Origin of the sequence: Streptomyces sp. NBC_00659, from assembly GCF_036226925.1 — a bacterium.
Lineage (GTDB): Bacteria > Actinomycetota > Actinomycetes > Streptomycetales > Streptomycetaceae > Streptomyces.
Genome location: NZ_CP109031.1, coordinates 8,545,053 through 8,564,395 on the forward strand (window position 1 = coordinate 8,545,053; position 19,343 = coordinate 8,564,395).

Sequence of the window (19,343 nt, forward strand, 5' to 3'; positions counted from 1 at the left end):
CCGAGAGAGGCTCGGAGGGACGCACGGGTGAGCGCCCGTGGACGCCACGAGCACGGAGGTCGGACATGTCAGGGCCGCTGGAAGGCACGCTGCGGGACAAGGTCGCGCTGGTGGCGGGCGCGACCCGGGGCGCGGGCCGCGGAATCGCCGTCGAACTGGGCGCGGCCGGCGCCACCGTCTACGTGACCGGCCGCAGCACACGTGAACGGCGCTCGGAGTACGACCGCCCGGAGACCATCGAGGACACCGCGGACCTGGTCACCGCGGCGGGCGGACGCGGCATCGCGGTCCCCACCGACCACCTCGTCCCGGCCGAGGTGGCCGAGCTCGTCGCCCGGATCGCGGACGAACAGGGCCGTCTCGACATCCTGGTCAACGACATCTGGGGCGCCGAGAAGCTCTTCGAATGGGACGTGCCCGTCTGGGAGCACGACCTCGACAACGGACGCAGGATGCTCCGACTGGCCATCGAGACCCACGCGATCACCAGCCACCACGCACTGCCCCTGCTGCTGCGCACCCCGGGCGGCCTGGTCGTCGAGATGACCGACGGCACCGCGGAGTACAACCGGGACACCTACCGGATCTCCTTCTTCTACGACATCGCCAAGTCCGCCGTCCTGCGCATGGCGTTCGCCCTCGGGCACGAACTGGGCCCGCGCGGCGCCACCGCCGTGGCGCTCACCCCCGGCTGGCTGCGCTCGGAGATGATGCTCGAAGCCTTCGGTGTGACCGAGGAGAACTGGCACGACGCCGAGGCGAACGTGCCGCACTTCGCCATCTCCGAGACGCCCTGCTACGTGGGGCGCGCGGTCGCCGCCCTGGCCGCCGATCCCGAACGAGCGCGCTGGAACGGGCAGTCCCTCTCCAGCGGGCAGCTCGCCCAGGTGTACGGCTTCACCGACCGGGACGGCAGCCGACCGGACGCCTGGCGCTACATGGTCGAAGTGCAGGACAAGGGGAAACCGGCGGACGCGACGGGGTACCGCTGACGGACGGCGGGTCCGGACCGTCCTCTGTCGCCGTCACGATCATGGAGGTACCTTCGCAGCCATGACTGCGATGAGGCGCTTCGAGGGACACGGGGTTCTGATCACGGGCGCGGCCCGCGGCATCGGTGCGGCGACCGCCCACCGCCTGGCCGCGGAGGGGGCTCAGGTCCTCGTCACCGACGTGGACCCGGTCGAGGCCGAGAAGACCGCCGCCGCACTGCGTGAACTCGGCTCGCGGGCCGAGGCGTTCACCTGTGACGTGGGGCAGCGGGCCCAGGTCGAGGCCGCCGTGGCGTACGCCGTGGACGCCTTCGGCTCGCTCGACGTCCTGGTCAACAACGCCTACCGGTGCAGCCCCGACGCCCCGCTCTTCGAGGACGAGAGCGACGAGTCATGGGCCCGTGATCTCGACATCACCCTCACCGGCGCCTACCGCTGCTCCCGCGCGGCGCTCCCGCACCTGGTCGCCTCCGGCCGCGGGGCCATCGTCACCATCGGCTCCGTCAACGGCATCCAGGACTTCGGCAACCACGCCTACAGCGCGGCCAAGGCGGGACTGATGTCGCTCACCCGCACGCTGGCAGGCCACGCCGCCGACAGGGGTGTCCGCGTCAACCTGGTGGCGCCGGGAACGGTCCGTACCACGGCCTGGGAAGGCCGCGAGGACGCTCTGGCCTCGGCGGCCCGGCAGTTGTACCCGCTAGGCCGGGTCGGTGAACCGGAGGACATCGCGGCCGCCGTCGCCTTCCTCGCCTCCCGCGACGCGTCCTGGATCACCGGGACGACCCTGTGTGTCGACGGCGGCCTGCTGGGCGTCAACAAGAGGTTCCGGCAGGCGGTCGGAGGCGGTGGCGAGGGCCTGAGCGACGACGGAAGCTGAAGCGGGCGACAGGTGTGGTGCCGGTCCGTCCGGGACCCCTGCTGACAGGATGGCCTCATGGAACGTGTGCTCGGAATCGGCGGATACTTCCTGCGCGCCGGCGACCCGGCGGCCCTGAGCGCGTGGTACCGCGACTGTCTGGGCCTGGACGCCGACGAGAACGGCCTGTGGCACCCGGAAGCCGGGCCGACCGTGTTCGCGGCCTTCGAGTCCAAAACCGCCTACTTCGGGTCCCCCGGCCGGCAGACGATGCTCAACTTCCGCGTCCGCGACCTGGACGCGATGCTCGCGCAACTGCGCGCCCGGGGAGCGGACGTGGCGGAGGAGACCCAGGACATGGACGGCGTCGGCCGGTTCGGCTGGGTCACCGACCCGGAAGGGAACCGCGTCGAGCTGTGGCAGCCCGCCTGACGCGAGGACCGATGACCGCCCCGTGACCCCTGCGCCGCCAACCGTCGCCGGCCGTCACAGGCGTGGCTCCGTGCGGTGACGCGCGACGGCCGCGAACACCCGGTCCGTGTCCGCCTCGGACGTACGCCAGTTGCTGAACGCGGCCCTCAGCCCGTGGGTGCCGTCGTAGCACGTCGGTGTCACGAACGCCTCGCCCGAGGCGGCGACGGTGTCGGCCAGCGCGCGCACCCGCCGCTCGGTCGGGTCGTCGGCGAGGGTGAAGCACACGACGTTCAGCCGCACCGGCGCGAGCAGCCGCAGTCCCGGGGTACGGGCGATCCGCTCGCCCAGCCGCCGGGCGAGCGCGACGTTCCGCTCGACGATCTCGCGATGCCCCTCGCGCCCGTAGGCCGCCAGCGAGAACCAGGCCGGGAGCGCGCGCAGCCGGCGCGAGTTCTCCGGCGTCAGGTGCAGGAAGTCGGGGTCGCCGCCGGGGAGTCCCAGATAGGGCGAGGCATTGTGGAAGACCCGGACCTGGAGGTCCTGACGACGGGTGAACTGGACGGCCGCGTCGTAGGGGACGTTGAGCCACTTGTGCAGGTCGACACAGACGGAATCGGCGTCGTCCAGGCCCGCCACCAGCGAGGAGTACGCGGGTGACAGCGCGGCGAATCCGCCGAACGCCGCGTCGACGTGCAGCCAGAAGTCATGGCGTTCCCTGAGCGCGGCGATGGCCCGCAGATCGTCGAAGTCGACCGTGTCGACGGTCCCGGCGTTCGCCACGACGACGGCCGGACGCCCGTCGAGCGCGGTGAGCGCGGCATCGAGGCGCTCGACGTCCACGGCCTCGCGGTTGCCGGGCAGCACCGGCACCCGACGCAGGCTGTTGCGGCCGAGGCCGAGGATCGACAGGGCCTTGGTGACGCTCGAATGGGGGCGGCCCGACAGCACGTCCACCGGACCGAGCGCGCCGGCTCCGTCGTGCGCGACCGACACGCCCCGGCGCTCGCCGAGCCACTCCCGCGCGATCGCGAGCCCGACCGTGTTCGAGACCGTCGCGCCGCTCACGAACGCCCCGTGGTGCTCCTCGCCGAGCCCGAACAGCTCACGCAGCCAGCCCAGCGTCTCGTGCTCCAGCGCGCTCGCGAAGGATCCGGTGGCGCCCGAGACGTTCTGGTCGTAGGCGCTGGTCAGCCAGTCCCCGGTGAGCGAGGCGGGCGTCGCGCCGCCGGTGACGAACCCGAGGTAGCGCGGGCCCGCCGAGCCGGAGAACCCGGGTGCCCAGCGTCCGGCGAACCGGGCCAGGGCGCCCTCGGCACCGGCGCCACGGCCCGGAAGGGGGTCGGGGGCGGGCGCCTTGCCGAGCCGGGCGACGGGACGGCCGTCGAGGCCGCTCACCTCCTGGACGGCGAAGTCCCGGGCGGCCTGCAGGAGTTCGGGGAGACGGTCGAGGTCGTCGGAGAGCGCGGGGTGCATGACGGCAGCCTAGAAGGAACGCCCGTCGAACAAGCGGTCCACTTCGCGGAAAGCGGACCGGTCCGGAGCGGACGCGCAGCCGGGCCCGGCCGTCCCGTCGTGATCCGGCGGACCCGGGGCGACGGCGCGACGCCGGGGGCCGGAGCCGTCACAGCGAGGAATGTCACGGTTTCGTGCCTGTCTGACCGGACGTACAACGCAATACCCTCTAGGACGGTCTAGTAGGCAGACAGGACGATGGACACAACAGGAAGGTCCGCCATGGGGGACATACGCAGGCGGGGAGCTGTCGCGCTCGGACTCACCGGACTGGTGGCACCGCTCACCCTCGCGCTGGGCGCGACGCCCGCCCAGGCCGCGAGCTGCACGACGGCCGCCGGCCCGTACCAGAAGCAGGTGGAGAAGTTCCTCGGCCGGCCCGTCGACGGCCGGCAGTCCACCACCGACTGCAAGGCGATCCAGGCCTTCCAGAACAAGCACGGCATCACCCCGAACATCGGGTACGCGGGCCCTGTCACCTGGGGTGTGATGGACCTCATGAACAAGCAGAAGGCCGTGGGGAGCAACCCCAACCGGGACGGCAAGTGCCCGGTGAACAAGGGCCGTATCGCCTGCGTCAACCTCACGCTCCAGCTCAGCTGGATCCAGGACGGCAGCCGCCTGGTCTACGGACCGGTCCCGGTCCGCACGGGCAGGGACGGCTACGAGACCCGCACCGGCCTGAAGAAGATCTACTGGCGCCACATCGACCACGTCTCGACCATCTACAACGTGGCCATGCCCTACAGCCAGTTCTTCGACGGCGGTCAGGCCTTCCACTCGGTGGGCCTCAGCATGTGGAACCCGCCCGGCTCGCACGGCTGCGTCAACATGACTCCGACGACGGCCAAGAAGTACTGGTCGCTGCTCAAGAACGGTGACGACGTCTACGTGTACGGCCGCAAGCCCGGCACGTGAGTGACGAGCTTCACGGTCCGTTATGTCGCCCGGTGGGTCTTTACTCACATCATCTTCACGTCAAGGGCCGTATGCTTCACGCCATGTGCACCACTCTTGACAACGACACTCAGCGATCCGCTGCCGAAGTCAACGAGGAGATCCGGGCTCTCTGGTTCCGGGCAGGTGGGTCGCTGAACATGGACGAGCGGCGCGAGTACCAGCGCCTCGTCCTGGAGTGGGCGAAGGCCGCTCCCTCGTCCTCGGCCACCCGGGCCGCCTGATCCTCCACGTCCGACAGGGCTCCCCGTTCCCGGGGAGCCCTCACCTCATCTCACTTCGAACGTGGCACCGACCTCCGCGGCCCGTCAGCCCCAGCTCTGTGAATACTGCCGCCGGTAGGCGTTGCGGTCCTGCTCGGTGCGGATGAACCGGGTCGCCACGAACGCGATGACGCTTCCCCCGATGACGAGCAGACCAGGCCCGACATTGTTCGGGTCGGTGAGCTCGGAGACGAACGACACGGCCGCCCCCGTCTCACCCACCGCCTCGACCGCGCCCGGAGCCGCCGAACCCGGCGCCCCTCCCTGCGAGGCCATCGCCGACGCCGACGGGGCGAGGGACGGCTGGGCCGCACCACCGGCGCCCTGCGCGGGCTGACCCGCGAGCGTCACTCCCAGCGCCGTCAGCGCCTTGGTGACGGGCTGGAAGAACGTCGTACCGCCGATCTTGCAGTCCCCGTTGCCGCCCGAGGTCACCCCGAGCGCGATGCCTTCGGAGAACAACGGGCCGCCGCTGTCGCCGGGTTCGGCGCACACCGTCGTCTCGACCAGCCCGGTGACCGTGCCCTCGGGGTAGTTGACCGTCGCGTTGAGCGCGGTCACCTTGCCGTCGCGCAGCCCGCTGGTGCTGCCGCTGCGGAAGACCCGCTGGCCCACCGCCGGATCGGCGGCGCCGGTGATCCGTACGCCGTTGCCGCCGCCGATGGACACGACGTTGTTCCCGGCAGAGGTCTGCTGCCCGGTGTCGTACTGGATCAGCGAGAAGTCACTGCCGGGGAACGCCGTGGTGACCGTGCGGCCCACCTGCTGCTTGCCCGTGTTGTCGGAGAACCAGACCGATCCGGCGGGGCCGCAGTGTCCGGCCGTGAGGATGAACTCGCTCTGCCCGTTGGTCACGTTGAACCCCGCCGAGCAGCGTCCGCTCGTCGAGAAGATCGCCTGCGCGCCGTTCACCCGCGTGGTGAACGTGCCCTGGGTCCGCTGCATCCGCACCGAGTCGCCGATGCCGTCGGCCAGTTTGGTCATGCGCGACCAGTCGGTGGCGGAGACCGTGCTGTCGGCCTGCACCACCACCTCGTTCTTCGTGTAGTCCACCGCCCACGCCGTGCCCGGTACGCGGGGTGCCGAACCGAGCGTCTGTGTCGCGGACTTGAGGTCCTGCATGCTGTGCGTCACGACCTTCGGGCGAGCACCCGCCCGCTTCACCGCGTCCGCGGCGTCCGCGTCGGTGACCGCGACGACGGGACGGCCGTCGGCGGCTATCCAGTTGCCGGCCGTCCGTGAGGTACCCAGCCGGGACACGAGTCCGGCACCCGTGTCCGCCGCGACCCGCGCCGAACTCGCCGCGGTGCCCGACGCGCCGGAGGGTTCGCTCGCCATGGCGCGTGTCACCATGAACCCCCCGCAGAGCAGCCCGCCGACGGCCGCCAGGCGCGCCCCCCGTTGGACGATCCGTCGTCGTGCGTGCCTCATGCGTGGGCTCCCGAAACCGTACGGAGCGGCGGCCTCGCCGCCGAAGGCCCCGGTCGAGGGCCCTCCCCTCATACGTGCGTCCCGGCCCGCGCGTTCACCGCCTTCCGGAGCTCTCGCACAGGTGGCCGGATCGTGTCGGGAACGGGCCGGCATCAGGGGCGCGCGGGGGCGCTCCTGATGCCGGCCCGGGCTTCGAGCCGCCGAAGTCGCCGCACTCCGAGGGGCGCTGGGACGACCGGAGTGCGACGCCGTCCGACGGGAGAAACGGGCGCTGTCCGAGGAGAGGGCCGGACCCTGTCCGACAGCAGGACGGGCGTCGGGGTCCTAGTGCCGCGGCAGGCAATGTTTGCCCGTCAAGGAGCGGCGCCCGGTGCGTGCTCTCGGTGTGCCGGCCGGAAGTCCTCGTACTGGATGTACTTGGGCTTTCGGCCGGTGCGGCGAGAGTGCGTGCCGGGAGTCGCGACGGGGCGAACGTTGCCTGTCACGGCACTAGACGCCCGTGCGGGTCCGGGCGGCCACCTCGGCCCGGCTCAGATACACGTCCGTCCGTTCGAAGTCCCGCAGGGTTCCCTTGCGGTCCGCGAGGAAGCCGGTGCGGACGAAGTCGTCGCCCGCGACGGCGTTGAGCAGCCAGTTGGCACCCGTACGGAACCGGGCGGCGCCCGTGCGCAGGGCGTACAGGTGGTATCCGCGGGCCACGAGCTGTGCGGGCGCGCCCTTGAGGCCGATGCCGAGCGGTTTGGACACGGCGTCGTGGCCGCCGAGGTCGACGACCAGACCGAGGTCCTTGTGCCGGTACGGCAGGGTGGGCTCGCCGCGCAGCTTCGCCGCGAGGACCTTGGCCGCGTGCCGGCCCTGCCGGGCCGCGTGCTGGGCGGTCGGCGGGCAGGCGGAGCCGTCGCCCCTGGCCAGGTCGGGCACCGCCGCCGCGTCGCCCAGGGCGAACACCCCGTCGAGTCCCGGCACCCTGAAGTCGGGCTCGGTGACGAGCCGTCCGCGCACCGTCTCCGCGCCCAGTGAGTCGACCAGCGGACTCGCGGCGACGCCCGCGGTCCACACCAGCGTCCGCGAGGGCAGCACCCGCCCGTCGGTGAGGGTGATCTCGTCCTTGGTGACGGAGGCGACGGAGGTGCCCAGCGAGATCCGTACGCCGCGTGCGCTGAGCATCCGCAGCGCGCTCGCGCCGAGTTTGTCCCCCAGTTCGGGCAGCAGCTTCGGGGCGACGTCGATCAGATGCCACTTGATGAGACCCGGGTCGATACGGGGGTGGTAGCGCCGTGCCGCCGCGGTGGTCAGGCGCTGGAGACAGGCCGCCGTCTCGGTGCCCGCGTACCCGCCGCCGACCACCACGAACTGGAGCCGCGCGGCCTGCTCGTCGTAGTCCGACGTGGCCGCCGCCAGGTCGAGTTGGGCGATGACGTGGTCGCGCAGATACACGGCCTGGGCGAGCGTCTTCATCCCGCGCGCCTCCTCCGCCAGCCCAGGGATGTCGAAGGTGCGGGTGACGCTTCCCGGGGTGAGTACCAGGTAGTCGTAGCGCAGATCGACGAGGTCTCCGGTGATCTTCCGGACGACGCACACCTTGGCTTCCGGGTCGACACCGATCACTCCGCCCGGTACCAGCGCGGTGCGGTGCAGGATCCGGCGCAGCGAGGGCGCGACGGACTGAGGTGTGACGACACCGGCGGCGACATGGGGCAGCAGCGGCAGATAGAGCTGATAGTCGGTGGGGCTGATCAGGGTGACCCTGGCCTCGCCGGGGGCGAGCGTCCGTTCCAGGCTTCTGGCGGCCTCGACTCCGGCGAAACCCGCGCCGACGATGACGATGTTCGGTCCTTGCATCAGAGCAGCCTCTTTCCACTGGTGCCAGCCGCGAGCCCAGGCTCACACGGGTCGCGGACGCGTGCCACTGCACCGCCGCGTACCCCGAAGCGTGCGAAGCACGATCTCTACCGATCGGTAACTACCTCTTCCCCCTCCGTACACGGGCTGCCAGGATCATTTCCGCCACGGCGACGGTCGCAGGCACCGTCGCCGTCTCGATGTGTGGGTTCGACCAACTCATGTACTCCGACCGACAGTTGTGAAAAGGGGACAGGCATGACGGGACGCGGTGTGGTGCGCAGGATGGGCGTGGTTTCGGCGGTCGTGGCGCTCGGGATCGGGGGGACGGCCACCGCGGCCGGGTCCGCCGTCGCGGCCCCGGCCCGGACGGTCGCCAGTGCCTCCGCGACGGCCGGTGTCGACTACGCCACCTGGCAGAACGACGTCCAGGCCGTCATCGACCAGGCGGTGCCGTACGTCGAGCAGCGCACCGCGAACGCCGGCGGCCAGAAGCTCGCGGTCGTCTTCGACATCGACAACACCACGCTGGAGACCGACTTCCACCCCTGGTACGCGCTGCCCACCCCGGCGGTCAAGGCCTCGCTCGCACTCGCCCGCTACGCGCACTCCCGGGGCGTGGCCGTGTTCTTCGTGACCGCGCGTCCGGGCATCATCGCCAGTGAGACGAAGTGGAACCTGAAGTGCGTCGGCTACCCGGTGGACGGACTCTACGTGCGGGATCTGCCGGACCTGTTCGGTGAGGTCGGCGCCTACAAGACCGGCAAGCGCGCGGAGATCGAGTCCCGCGGCTACACGATCATCGCCAACATCGGCAACAACACCACCGACCTGGCCGGCGGCCACGCGGAGCGCACGTTCAAGCTGCCGGACTACGACGGCGAGCTGTCCTGACCCGGACGGCTCCGGCGCCGAGGGGGCCGTGGACCGTCCCGCATACACTTCCGCCATGGACGAGGCCTCGCTTGACGCGCTGGGATCGGGCAAGTATCTGCTGATCACCAGCTATCGGAAGAACGGCACGGGGGTCGCCACGCCCGTGTGGGTGGTGCGGGACGGGGCGGCGCTGGGCGCCTGGACCGTCGCGGACAGCTGGAAGGTGAAGCGCATCCGCAACCGTGCCGATGTCCTGGTCGGTCCGTGCGACGTGCGCGGCAGGCCGACGGGGGAGCCGGTCGCCGGTACAGCCGAGATCGTCGACGCGGCGGAGACGGCCCGCTACCGGAAGCTCATCGCCCGCAAGTACGGCGTGACGGGCCGTCTCACCCTGTTCGGCAGCCGCCTGCGCCGCGGAGAGAGTGGCACGGTCGGCATCCGTATCACCCTGTCCCAGTGACGTAGTCCGTCGTGAGGACGGCTTTCGAGCCGTGTGCCGTATCCCGGGAGGGCGCCGAGGGCGCCCTCCCTTTCGCATGCCCGCCCGACCTTCCACGGCGGCGTGGGTTCGCGGCTGATACGGGAGTCGGCCGGATGAGTGCTGCCGGAAGCGTTGACTAGAAAGCGCTTACCGTTTACGTTCCCGTTCAGCAGCGTGACCCGTGTGTGACATCTCGTATACGAGACATCAGATCTCCGAGCCGCACCACCAGGGCAAGTCGCCGTATCCAGCTCGCTTTAGCTCCATGAATGTCATGTCGCACACTCCACGCTGTTCAGATACAGGTATGGCATCCGTGTACATGTCCAGAGTCGCCTCTGAAGGGACACACCCGCATGCGTACGCTCCCCCCACGCAAGCGCTCCCGCCTGGCCCTGCTGACGGCCGGGGCCGCCGCCCTGGCGGTCGCCACGGCACTCGTACTGCCGCAGTCGGCCGGAGCCGCCGAGACCGCGCCGGTCGGCTTCGGTGCCGGGACCACCGGTGGCGGCGGCGCGACCGCCGTCACCGTCACGACACTCGCCGCCTTCAAGACCGCCGTCACCGGTGACGCGGCCAAGGTCGTGAAGGTCAGCGGCCTGATCTCGCTCAGCGGTCAGGTCGACATCGGCTCCAACACCACGGTGCTGGGCGTCGGTTCGGCGTCCGGGTTCACCGGTGGCGGACTGCGCCTGAAGAAGGTCACCAACGTCGTCGTCCGCAATCTGAACATCAGCAAGCCGGTCGCGCCCGCCGACGGGATCACCGTGCAGGCCTCGACGAAGGTGTGGATCGACCACAACGCCTTCTCGTCGGACCGCGATCACGACAAGGACTACTACGACGGTCTGCTCGACATCACCCACGCCTCCGACTACGTCACCGTCTCGTGGAACACCTTCAAGGACCACTACAAGGGCTCGCTCGTCGGCCACAGTGACAGCAACGCCAGTGAGGACACCGGGCACCTGCGGGTGACGTACCACCACAACTGGTTCAACAACGTCAACTCCCGCATCCCCAGCCTGCGTTTCGGCACCGGGCACGTCTACGACAACTACGTCGTCGGCGCCGAAACCGCGGTGCACTCCCGCATGGGCGCCCAGATGCTCGTGGAGAACAACGTGTTCCGGAGCACGGCCGTCGCCGTCACCACGAACCGCGACAGCGACGTGGACGGCTACGCCAACCTCACCGGCAACGATCTCGGCGGAGCCGCGACCGAGATCTCGCAGACCGGCACGTTCACGAAGCCGCCCTACAGCTACACCGCCGAGCCGGCCTCGACCGTCGTCGCCTCGGTGACGTCCGGCGCGGGCACCGGAAAGCTCTGACGAACTCCACCACCCCCACAGGAAGAAGGCATCCGGACATGACGTCATCAGCACGTCCGCGCGCCAGGCGGCGCGCCCTCACCGGCACCCTCGCCGCGCTCGGCCTCTCGGCCGCCATGGTGATGGCCGACGGCGCCCTGACACCGGCGAGCGCCGCCACCTGGCCCACCGCGACCGGCAGTCAGGCGGTCTCCTCCACCATCTCGGTCTCCGGTACCAAGGACTACGGGATGAAGCGTCTCTACGGCACCGGTGACCTGGGCTCGGACAGCCAGGACGAGGACCAGGGGCCGATCCTGGAACTGGCGGCGGGCACCGTCCTGAAGAACGTCATCATCGGCGCTCCCGCCGCCGACGGTATCCACTGCCTGGGCAGTTGCACACTCCAGAACGTCTGGTGGGAGGACGTCGGCGAGGACGCGGCGACGTTCCTCGGCTCGTCGTCGTCCAACGTCTACACCGTCAGCGGCGGTGGCGCGAAGGAGGCCAGCGACAAGGTGTTCCAGTTCAACGGCGCCGGAACGCTGAACGTGTCGAACTTCGCGGTGCAGACCTTCGGCACGTTCATCCGGTCCTGCGGCAACTGCAAGACGCAGTACAAGCGGACGATCAATCTCAACACCATCGAGGCGACCTACAAGGGAAGCAGGCTCGTCGGCATCAACACCAACTACGGCGACAGCGCGACGCTGAAGTCCATCAGGATCGTCGGGGACAGCAGCAAGAAGATCGTCCCCTGCCAGAAGTACATCGGCAACAACACCGGGGCGGAGCCGACCACGAACGGCAGCGGCCCCGACAGCACCTACTGCAAGTACGCGACGTCCGACATCACCTACAGCTGACGGCCGTCGCCCGGCGGCTGAACGAACCGGCCTCGTACACCGGTTCGTTCAGCCGCGTCGACAACCCCGCGGGTCGATGCGCCTAGAACCTGGCGCCGTGGCCGCCGGCCCGGCCCTGCGGGCGTGCAGCACGCTGCCGTCCAGAGGCAGCGGTGTCCGGCCCACCAGGGTGAGGCCCGGGTCGGAATCACCTGGATGCCGGGCTCGGACGGCAAAGAGATCATGGCTGGGGACCGGTTCCGGGTCCCGCCGACGCGAGGTGGGTTCTCAGCTCCAGGCGCTGTACGGGCCGTCGATGAGCTGGAACACCGGCTGCCGGCGCACCGGGTCCTGGGCGGTGGAGAGCTGGACCCGGTCGCCGCTGTGGATGGTGGCGGGCGAACCCATGACCCGGCCCCGGACCGTGAAGCCCTCCGCCATCTCGATCAGGGAGACGTTGCGGGCGGCCGGGGTGTTGCGGTGGATCACCGTGGAGTGGCGCACGACGCCCGTGCCCGCGCTCGCCTCCGTACGCAGGTCGCTGCCCGCGCACACGGGACAGAGCAGGCGGCTGTACATGGCGGTGGCGCACCAGTGGCACCGCTGGAAGAGCAGCACGTCCCCGGCGCGTTGCGCCGAAGCGGTGTCGAGGCGTTCCACGGATCCCGCGTCGAGCACGTCCGTCGAGGCGTTCAGGCCCGGGTGAAGGGCGATTCCTGGGTAATACACGATGTCATCTCCCTGCGCTCGGCCGGAATCTGATGTGCGCGGATCGCCGTGCACGACCACAGGCTATGGCACTGAGTGTCACCCGTAAAGTACTCCGTACCTTTCAAATGAAACTCCGTACCTTTCGCGAAGAAGGGCGCTGGCGGCCGGTCCGCGCTCAGTCCCGCGCGAAGGCCGACTCGAGCTCCTGGACCACGCCCCAGGGAGCCGGCATCGAAGCCGAGATGGTGGCACTCGGTGCCGGTGTTATTGCTCCTCGGAGTGCGGGGTTCCTCATGCGGCTGTTGTGTGCTCACAGGTGAACTCCGCGCGCAGAGAGTGAAGTTGACAGCCCATAAGCAGTGATCGACTATGAAGTCGAGCCGTGGCCCACCTGACCGGGGGTTCCGGTGTTCTTCGACCACTCACTCCCGGGACGGCCCCAGGCAGACGTGCGCCGCCCGCCATCGGCGCGCGACGGGCACCCGTCCCCGACCCGCCGCGTCATCGCCCCCGGACGACGCGGCGAAAAGAGCCTCGGCACTCGTTCCCGCACGAGTGCCGAGGCTCGCTGTCTTCCTCTCGGCGCCGCGGTCAGCGGTCGTTGCAGGCCGTCGAGAATATGTCGTCGCCCGCGATGTGCCCGTTCCGATGGGCCTGCAGGGCGACACTCACCAGGGTCAGCAGGAGGTCGATGTCCGAGTCGACTTCGAGATGGATGGTCACCCAGCGGGAGCCGGGCACCATGCGGATCGCCGTCGAGGTCTTGAGCTGGTCCTCGAAGCGCCGGATGGCCCGGTCGGTGAGGTGCAGGTCGACATCGTGTTCGGAATGGAAGTGGACGATCTCGCACTGCGCGGCACACAGTGCGCGTCCCGTGCCGCAGCTCGGCAGGGACTCGGCGAGGTCCGGCCAGTTGGCCAGTCGCGTCATGGCTCTGGAGGCCAAGGTCATGCGCCCATCATGACGAGCACACCTCTCGGCCACCAGAACTTGGCGCAGATGTAATCCCTCTGTTGTCGAAGAATGTCTGGTTTTCGCCTGGTAATTGACGAGGGGCTGTCCGCGTCACGCCATCCAGAAGAAGACGGCGGTCATCCGCTTGTCCTCCATGGTGGTCCCGCAATAGCCGGTGGCGCTGTGCATCAGGTTGGCGTTGTAGAGGAGCAGCCGGTTGTAGCGGTGTGGGACGCGGATGTCCTCGACGAAGGAGTCCGGCGGGACGAACCGCGTACCGAGGGCCTCGACCAGGTTGTTGTGCGGTGCGACGACGACGTTGCCGCCGAGCCGGCTCCCGGGCAGGGCCTGCCGGAAGAAGGCCGTTCCGCAGTCCTTGGGGACGTTCGGGTTCAGATAGAGCACCGCCGCGTAACGGCACAGGGCGCGGGAATCCGTGTGCGGGCGGGGCTCGCCCTCGTCCTTGCCGACGACCTGGACGCAGTTGTGGTTGAGCGTGGCGCCCGACGGGGTCGACTGCTGCCACAGCTCCCGGGCGCCGGTGGCCTTCCTCACCAGCCGCTCCACACACGCCAGTTCGTCCTGCTCCAGCCCCGGCATCGTCCGCAGGCCCGGCCAGCTCTCCGAGGTGTACGGATGGCCCTTGGCCCAGTCGTCCCTTCCGACGCACCGGGCTCGTACGGCATCAGGGTCGGGCAGCACGTCGTCGAAGACCCAGTAGTCCCGGTCGCGCGTGGGCTTCCGGTACGGCAGGACCGGCAACGCCGGTGGGATGGGGGGTTGTGGGGGCATGCGGCCGACCTTATGGACGCGTCCGTCAGTGATCTCCAGGGAACTGGTCAACCTTCCGCCAACTCGGTTCATGGATTGGCCAAGGCCGGGAGCCCGGCGTCCACCCGAGGAACCGTGCGCTACCCGTGACGTCAACGGCGTCCGACAGCAACCGAGTTCACCCGTCCACGGCAGGGGCGGCCTGCCGGTGATCACCGAGGAGCGGGGGCGGTGAACGTCCCGGCCCGCGCCCGCGTATCACTGCACAGGGACGGCGGGAGACCGCGTGGACGGAAGGAGAGCAGTGTGCCGACACGGCCCGAGCGCGGGAGGTCCACCGGGCGCTCCGTGATCGAACCCACGCACGTCGAGCGCAGCCGCCGCTCCGAGTCCCTCGCGGAGCTGCTCCGGCAGGTGCGCGAGAAGGAGGGGATGACAGACGAGGACGACGACTTCGGTCCGGTTCCCGCGCCGACACCCCCCGTACGACTCCTGCCTGTCCTGGTGGAGGAGGACGAGACCGAGGAACTGCCCCCGGTCCCGGGAGGCGAGGACTACACGGCCGACACTCCGCAGGTGTACGGGGCCGACCTGGCCGAGGGGACACCTCCCGGAGGCGGACGCCCGCACGAGAAGAGGCCCGGAGGCGCCCACGGCCCGGCACGTGGCGCGGGCCTGCGCCGGGCCGCGATCACGCTGGCCATCACGGCGGCGGGCCTGACCGGTTTCGCCCTCGCCCTCCTGGTGCCGGGCGGGGCCCCGGGTGACGCGTCCGGGGCGGCAGGAGAACACTCCTCGACCGCACCGGCCGACCGGGCAGCGGACGGTGCCTCCGATCCGGACGGCGCCGGCACGCTCCGGGAGGGTGACAACGGCCCCGAGGTGACCGCTCTTCAGCAACGCCTGCTCCGTATCCCGAACGTGTACGACCACGGCAGCACCAGCGGCACCTACGACGCCGCGCTCACGGCCGCCGTCGCCCGCTTCCAGCTCTGGTACGGCATCCGGGGCGACGAGTCCGGCGTCTACGGCAACGACACCCGGGCCGACCTGGAATCCAGGACGGCGGCCCCCTGAGACGGCCGGGGCGGCCGGCGCGGTGACGCTCGCTCCCTCCGCCCCGGCCCCCTATACCTGCCGCTCCCGCGCACGGCCGACAGCTGTCCCGCCGAAGGCAGTCCCGACGACCGCCGGTCCCACGACGAGGTCGGCGCGGTCCCGGGTCGCGGCGACCAGCTCGGCGTTGCGCTGATCCGTTCCGAGCACCCACGCCACCGCCGTGTCGTGGTCCTTCCCGAACTCCTCGTGGCGCGCGACCAGCCGCCGGACACGGTCGGCCTCGTCGAGCTCGCAGAACCACACCTCGTCCAGCTGCGCACGGGCCCGCGCCCACGCGTCCTCGCGCAGCAGCAGATAGTTCCCCTCGGTGACGATCAGACGCGCGGTCCGGGGAACCGCGAGGGCTCCCGCCAGGGGCTGTTCGAGGACCCGCTCGAAACCGGGCGCGTAGACGAGCTCCTCCTCGTCCTCGCGCAGTCTGCGCAGCAGCGCCGCGTACCCCGCCGCGTCGAACGTGTCCGGAGCCCCCTTCCGGTCCCGGCGCCCCAGCCGGTCCAGCTCGGCGTCCGCGAGATGGAACCCGTCCATCGGCACGTGCGCGACACGGAAGGGCCCGTCCTCGTCGAGCCGCCTGACCAGTCGCTCGGCGAGCGTCGTCTTGCCCGCCCCGGGACTGCCGGCGATCCCGAGAAGGGCGCGCCGGCCGGGCCGTACGAGCGCGGCGGCCCGTTCCACCAGGTCGTCGAAGGACGGACTCACCTCGGTCGTACGAGTCCGGACAAGGGCGCGGGGGCAGGGGTCTCCATGCCCTCCAGTATCGGCGACGCGGGGCGCGGGGGAAGTCCCGTACCGGACGGGCCGATCGCCGGGAAGGGCCGGGAACGGCGGGGACGGTTCCTGAGCCAGGGCGGTGATGTGGCGCTCACCACCCGGTGGAGACGGTTCCCGGGGGCAGACTCCTCGTATGACTGAGCTCGGCCTGCCGAAACAGATCCTGGCCTGCCTCTTCGACCTCGACGGGGTCATCACCAGAACCGCGGTGGTCCACGCGGCCGCCTGGAAGCGGACGTTCGACGACTTCCTGCGAGGACGCGACGGCGACGGATTCCGTCCCTTCGACGACGCCGACTACGCCGCGTACGTGGACGGCCTGCCCCGAGCCGACGGCGTACGGTCCTTCCTCGCCTCACGCGGCGTCGAACTCCCCGACGGAACCCCCGACGACCCGCCGGACCGGGGCACCGTCCACGGACTCGGCAACCGCAAGAACGACCTGCTTCTCGACATGATCCGCAACGACGGGGTCGAGGCCTACGACGGCACGCTGCGCTACATCGAGGCGGTCCGGGCGCACGGCCTGCGGACCGCGGTCGTCTCCTCCAGCGCCAACTGCCGGGACGTCCTGCGCTCGGTGGGCGCGGAGGCACTCTTCGACGTACGCATCGACGGCGTCGTCGCCGCCGAACGGCGGCTCCCGGGCAAGCCGCGCCCCGACACCTTCCTCGCCGCGGCCAAGGACCTCGGCGTCGAGCCGTCCGAGGCGGCCGTCTTCGAGGACGCGCTCGCCGGCATGGACGCGGGCCGCTCGGGCCACTTCGGGTACGTCGTCGGCGTGGACCGCGTGGGCCAGAGCGCCGCCCTGCGCGCCCACGGCGCCGACATCGTCGTACAGGATCTCGACGAACTGGGGGAGCGCGCGTGATCACTCATTCCTCGTACGGGGTCGAACCCTGGAGCCTGCGCGAGAGCGAGCTGCACCTCGGGCTGCTGCCGCAGAGCGAGTCCGTGTTCGCCCTCGCCAACGGTCACGTCGGCTGGCGCGGCAACCTCGACGAGGGCGAACCCCACGGCCTTCCCGGCACCTACCTGGGCGGCGTCCACGAAACACACCCGCTGCCCTACGCCGAGGCGGGCTACGGCTATCCGGAGTCCGGGCAGACCGTCATCAACGTCACCAACGGCAAAATCGTCCGGCTGCTCGTCGACGACGAACCGTTCGACCTGCGCTACGGCCGGCTGCGCTCCCACGAGCGCGTCCTCGACCTGCGCACCGGGCTCCTCACCCGCACCTGCGAGTGGACCTCACCGGCGGGCTCCACGGTCCGGGTGCGCTCCACCCGGCTCGTCTCCTTCACCCAGCGGGCGATCGCGGCCGTCGCCTACGAGGTGGAGGCCGTCGACAGCCGGATCAGAGTGGTCGTCCAGTCGGAGCTGGTCGCCAACGAGCAACTGCCCGGCCGCGACGGCGATCCGCGGGCGGCGATCGCCCTGGAGTCGCCGCTGGAGCCGGAGGAACACTTCGCGGCGGGAGGCCGGCTGCGGCTCGTGCACCGCACCCGGCACAGCGCCCTGCGGGTCGCGGCGGCCGCGGACCACGCGGTCAGCGGCCCCGACAGGACCACCCTGAGCGGTGAGAGCAGTGACGACCTCGCCCGCCTCACCGTCACCTCCGTGCTGGAGCCGGGCCACACCCTGCGCCTGGAGAAGGTCGTCTCCTACGGCTGGTCCGGCAACCGCTCCCTGCCCGCCCTGCGCGACCAGGTCGACGCGGCCCTCGCCGCCGCCCGGCACAGCGGCTGGCGCCGGCTCGTCGACGAACAGCGCGCCTACCTCGACGACTTCTGGGCACGCGCCGACGTCGAGGTGGACGGCGACGAGGAGATCCAGCAGGCCGTCCGCTTCGCCCTCTTCCACGTGCTCCAGGCAGGCGCCCGCGCCGAACAGCGCGCCATCCCCGCCAAGGGCCTGACCGGCTCCGGATACGACGGCCACGCCTTCTGGGACACCGAGACCTTCGTCCTGCCGCTGCTCACCTACACCGCCCCGGGCGCCGTCGCCGAGGCGCTGCGCTGGCGCCAGAACACCCTCCCGGCGGCGCGCGAACGGGCCGCCCAACTCGGCCTGCGGGGAGCCGCGTTCCCGTGGCGGACCATAGCGGGATCGGAGGGCTCGGCGTACTGGCCGGCGGGCACCGCCGCGTTCCATGTGAACGCCGACATCGCCGACGCCGTCGTCCGCTACACCGCCGCCACGGGCGACACGCGCTTCGAACGCGACACCGGCGTCGAGCTGCTGACCGAGACGGCGCGGCTGTGGCGCTCCCTGGGACACCACGACCACCAGGGGAGGTTCCACATCGACGGGGTGACGGGGCCCGACGAGTACAGCGCCGTCGCCGACGACAACACGTACACCAACCTGATGGCCCGCGCGAACCTGCTGGCCGCGGCCGACGCCGTCGAGCGGCACGCCCGGCGGGCCGCGGAGCTCGGCGTCGACGAGGAGGAGAGCGAGGCCTGGCGCGACGCGGCCGACGCGATGCACATCCCCTACAACGACGAGCTCGGGGTCCACGAGCAGCACGCCGGATTCACCCGCTACCAGCGCTGGGACTTCACCTCCACCCGCCCCGACCAGTACCCGCTGATGCTGCACTTCCCCTATTTCGACATCTACCGCAAGCAGGTCGTCAAGCAGGCCGACCTGGTGCTCGCCCTCTACAAGTGCAGCCCGTTCTTCGACGAGGAGCACAAGGCCCGCAACTTCGCCTACTACGAACCCCTCACCGTCCGCGACTCCTCCCTGTCGGCCTGCTGCCAGGCCGTGATCGCCGCCGAGACCGGTCATCCCGGCCTCGCCTACGACTATCTCGTCGAGGCCGCGCTGATGGATCTTCAGGACCTGGAGCACAACACCCGGGACGGCCTGCACATCGCCTCGCTCGCAGGGACCTGGACGGCTCTGGTCGCCGGCTTCGGCGGGCTGCGCCACCACGGGGACACGCTGGAGTTCGCGCCCCGGCTGCCGGAACGGCTCAGCCGCCTCGCCTTCTCCCTCCAGGTCCTCGGACACCGGCTGCGCGTGGAGATCGGGCAGGACGTCGCCACCTACACGCTCGCGTCCGGCGGCCCGCTGGAGATCCGCCACCACCGCGAGACCCTCACCGTCGACGCCGACAAGCCCCGCAGCCTGCCCATCCCGGCGCAGAGGCTGCGCCCCGCCCCTGACCAGCCGCGGCACCGGAGGCCGAACTCCCGGGGGTGAGACGCGGCGCGGGCCCCGG

Annotated in this window: 19 protein-coding genes; 12 read left to right on the plus strand and 7 right to left on the minus strand. The window is 70.7% G+C overall.

All coding sequences use genetic code 11. From position 1 onward, the window contains the following. Positions 1-65 precede the first annotated feature (65 nt). From OG410_RS37280 to OG410_RS37290, 3 genes are all read left to right on the plus strand, one after another. Positions 66-992: an SDR family oxidoreductase gene (locus OG410_RS37280; RefSeq protein WP_329303190.1), complete on the plus strand. Its 927-nt coding sequence runs from the start codon at positions 66-68 to the stop codon at positions 990-992. Between the two features lie 61 nt (positions 993-1,053). Continuing rightward, a complete protein-coding gene (locus tag OG410_RS37285) occupies positions 1,054-1,872 on the plus strand; it encodes an SDR family NAD(P)-dependent oxidoreductase (protein ID WP_329303191.1) in 819 nt (272 codons plus the stop codon). Between the two features lie 57 nt (positions 1,873-1,929). Further along, positions 1,930-2,283, plus strand: coding sequence for a VOC family protein (locus OG410_RS37290; protein ID WP_329303192.1), 354 nt, complete (start codon positions 1,930-1,932; stop codon positions 2,281-2,283). Between the two features lie 54 nt (positions 2,284-2,337). Here the strand turns inward: OG410_RS37290 and OG410_RS37295 are convergent, their stop codons facing one another. Then, the gene (locus OG410_RS37295; protein WP_329303193.1) at positions 2,338-3,738 is read right to left on the minus strand and encodes a pyridoxal phosphate-dependent decarboxylase family protein; all 1,401 of its coding nucleotides are present in this window, start codon (positions 3,736-3,738) and stop codon (positions 2,338-2,340) included. Positions 3,739-3,999: 261 nt separating this feature from the next. On the opposite strand from OG410_RS37295, the gene OG410_RS37300 reads away from it, so the two are divergent. After that, positions 4,000-4,695, plus strand: coding sequence for a L,D-transpeptidase family protein (locus OG410_RS37300; RefSeq protein WP_329303194.1), 696 nt, complete (start codon positions 4,000-4,002; stop codon positions 4,693-4,695). A 71-nt stretch (positions 4,696-4,766) separates the two neighbouring features. After that, positions 4,767-4,958 (plus strand): hypothetical protein, encoded by a 192-nt coding sequence (locus tag OG410_RS37305; protein ID WP_326783913.1) that lies wholly within the window; start codon positions 4,767-4,769, stop codon positions 4,956-4,958. Positions 4,959-5,042: 84 nt separating this feature from the next. On the opposite strand, the gene OG410_RS37310 is transcribed toward OG410_RS37305, so the two are convergent. Both OG410_RS37310 and OG410_RS37315 read right to left on the minus strand, forming a co-directional pair. Then, positions 5,043-6,428, minus strand: a complete 1,386-nt coding sequence (locus OG410_RS37310) for a S1 family peptidase (protein ID WP_329303195.1) — start codon at positions 6,426-6,428, stop codon at positions 5,043-5,045. 489 nt (positions 6,429-6,917) lie between these two features. Further along, positions 6,918-8,270 (minus strand): NAD(P)/FAD-dependent oxidoreductase, encoded by a 1,353-nt coding sequence (locus tag OG410_RS37315; RefSeq protein WP_329303196.1) that lies wholly within the window; start codon positions 8,268-8,270, stop codon positions 6,918-6,920. Positions 8,271-8,528: 258 nt separating this feature from the next. Between OG410_RS37315 and OG410_RS37320 the strand changes: the two genes are divergently transcribed. From OG410_RS37320 to OG410_RS37335, 4 genes are all read left to right on the plus strand, one after another. Then, on the plus strand, positions 8,529-9,164 hold the full coding sequence (locus tag OG410_RS37320) for an HAD family acid phosphatase (RefSeq protein ID WP_329303197.1): 636 nt from the start codon (positions 8,529-8,531) through the stop codon (positions 9,162-9,164). Between the two features lie 55 nt (positions 9,165-9,219). Then, on the plus strand, positions 9,220-9,606 hold the full coding sequence (locus tag OG410_RS37325) for a PPOX class F420-dependent oxidoreductase (protein WP_329303198.1): 387 nt from the start codon (positions 9,220-9,222) through the stop codon (positions 9,604-9,606). Positions 9,607-9,983: 377 nt separating this feature from the next. Further along, positions 9,984-10,961 carry a pectate lyase family protein gene (locus OG410_RS37330; protein ID WP_329303199.1) on the plus strand — a complete coding sequence of 326 codons (978 nt, stop codon included), beginning with the start codon at positions 9,984-9,986 and terminating at the stop codon, positions 10,959-10,961. 38 nt (positions 10,962-10,999) lie between these two features. After that, a complete protein-coding gene (locus OG410_RS37335) occupies positions 11,000-11,806 on the plus strand; it encodes a pectate lyase (protein WP_329303200.1) in 807 nt (268 codons plus the stop codon). Positions 11,807-12,073: 267 nt separating this feature from the next. Here OG410_RS37335 and OG410_RS37340 read toward each other — a convergent pair whose 3' ends face one another. The 3 genes from OG410_RS37340 to OG410_RS37350 form a co-directional block, all read right to left on the minus strand. Beyond that, entirely contained in the window at positions 12,074-12,445 is a 372-nt protein-coding gene (locus OG410_RS37340; RefSeq protein ID WP_443063937.1) for a Zn-ribbon domain-containing OB-fold protein, read from the minus strand. A gap of 642 nt (positions 12,446-13,087) precedes the next feature. Beyond that, complete coding sequence (locus OG410_RS37345) at positions 13,088-13,447, minus strand: luciferase domain-containing protein (RefSeq protein ID WP_329303201.1); 360 nt, start codon at positions 13,445-13,447, stop codon at positions 13,088-13,090. Positions 13,448-13,561: 114 nt separating this feature from the next. Next, complete coding sequence (locus tag OG410_RS37350; protein ID WP_329303202.1) at positions 13,562-14,242, minus strand: DUF6445 family protein; 681 nt, start codon at positions 14,240-14,242, stop codon at positions 13,562-13,564. Positions 14,243-14,527: 285 nt separating this feature from the next. Between OG410_RS37350 and OG410_RS37355 the strand changes: the two genes are divergently transcribed. Next, positions 14,528-15,298 carry a peptidoglycan-binding domain-containing protein gene (locus tag OG410_RS37355; protein ID WP_329303203.1) on the plus strand — a complete coding sequence of 257 codons (771 nt, stop codon included), beginning with the start codon at positions 14,528-14,530 and terminating at the stop codon, positions 15,296-15,298. A 51-nt stretch (positions 15,299-15,349) separates the two neighbouring features. Here OG410_RS37355 and OG410_RS37360 read toward each other — a convergent pair whose 3' ends face one another. Next, positions 15,350-16,039, minus strand: a complete 690-nt coding sequence (locus tag OG410_RS37360; protein ID WP_329303204.1) for a nucleoside/nucleotide kinase family protein — start codon at positions 16,037-16,039, stop codon at positions 15,350-15,352. Positions 16,040-16,244: 205 nt separating this feature from the next. Between OG410_RS37360 and OG410_RS37365 the strand changes: the two genes are divergently transcribed. Continuing rightward, the gene (locus OG410_RS37365) at positions 16,245-16,982 is read left to right on the plus strand and encodes a beta-phosphoglucomutase family hydrolase (protein ID WP_329303205.1); all 738 of its coding nucleotides are present in this window, start codon (positions 16,245-16,247) and stop codon (positions 16,980-16,982) included. Next, a complete protein-coding gene (locus tag OG410_RS37370) occupies positions 16,979-19,324 on the plus strand; it encodes a glycoside hydrolase family 65 protein (protein WP_329303206.1) in 2,346 nt (781 codons plus the stop codon). Before OG410_RS37365 ends, OG410_RS37370 begins: the two co-directional genes overlap by 4 nt. Positions 19,325-19,343 lie beyond the last annotated feature (19 nt).

Excerpts from the sequence above, each read along its gene's own strand:
- OG410_RS37315 (WP_329303196.1), bottom strand. The coding sequence starts at position 8,270 with ATGCAAGGACCGAACATCGTCATCGTCGGCGCGGGTTTCGCCGGAGTC.
- OG410_RS37305 (WP_326783913.1), top strand. The coding sequence starts at position 4,767 with ATGCTTCACGCCATGTGCACCACTCTTGACAACGACACTCAGCGATCC.
- OG410_RS37290 (WP_329303192.1), top strand. The coding sequence starts at position 1,930 with ATGGAACGTGTGCTCGGAATCGGCGGATACTTCCTGCGCGCCGGCGAC.
- OG410_RS37345 (WP_329303201.1), bottom strand. The coding sequence starts at position 13,447 with ATGACCTTGGCCTCCAGAGCCATGACGCGACTGGCCAACTGGCCGGAC.
- OG410_RS37280 (WP_329303190.1), top strand. The coding sequence starts at position 66 with ATGTCAGGGCCGCTGGAAGGCACGCTGCGGGACAAGGTCGCGCTGGTG.
- OG410_RS37300 (WP_329303194.1), top strand. The coding sequence starts at position 4,000 with ATGGGGGACATACGCAGGCGGGGAGCTGTCGCGCTCGGACTCACCGGA.
- OG410_RS37320 (WP_329303197.1), top strand. The coding sequence starts at position 8,529 with ATGACGGGACGCGGTGTGGTGCGCAGGATGGGCGTGGTTTCGGCGGTC.
- OG410_RS37325 (WP_329303198.1), top strand. The coding sequence starts at position 9,220 with ATGGACGAGGCCTCGCTTGACGCGCTGGGATCGGGCAAGTATCTGCTG.
- OG410_RS37335 (WP_329303200.1), top strand. The coding sequence starts at position 11,000 with ATGACGTCATCAGCACGTCCGCGCGCCAGGCGGCGCGCCCTCACCGGC.
- OG410_RS37295 (WP_329303193.1), bottom strand. The coding sequence starts at position 3,738 with ATGCACCCCGCGCTCTCCGACGACCTCGACCGTCTCCCCGAACTCCTG.
- OG410_RS37350 (WP_329303202.1), bottom strand. The coding sequence starts at position 14,242 with ATGCCCCCACAACCCCCCATCCCACCGGCGTTGCCGGTCCTGCCGTAC.
- OG410_RS37365 (WP_329303205.1), top strand. The coding sequence starts at position 16,245 with ATGACTGAGCTCGGCCTGCCGAAACAGATCCTGGCCTGCCTCTTCGAC.
- OG410_RS37330 (WP_329303199.1), top strand. The coding sequence starts at position 9,984 with ATGCGTACGCTCCCCCCACGCAAGCGCTCCCGCCTGGCCCTGCTGACG.
- OG410_RS37285 (WP_329303191.1), top strand. The coding sequence starts at position 1,054 with ATGACTGCGATGAGGCGCTTCGAGGGACACGGGGTTCTGATCACGGGC.
- OG410_RS37310 (WP_329303195.1), bottom strand. The coding sequence starts at position 6,428 with ATGAGGCACGCACGACGACGGATCGTCCAACGGGGGGCGCGCCTGGCG.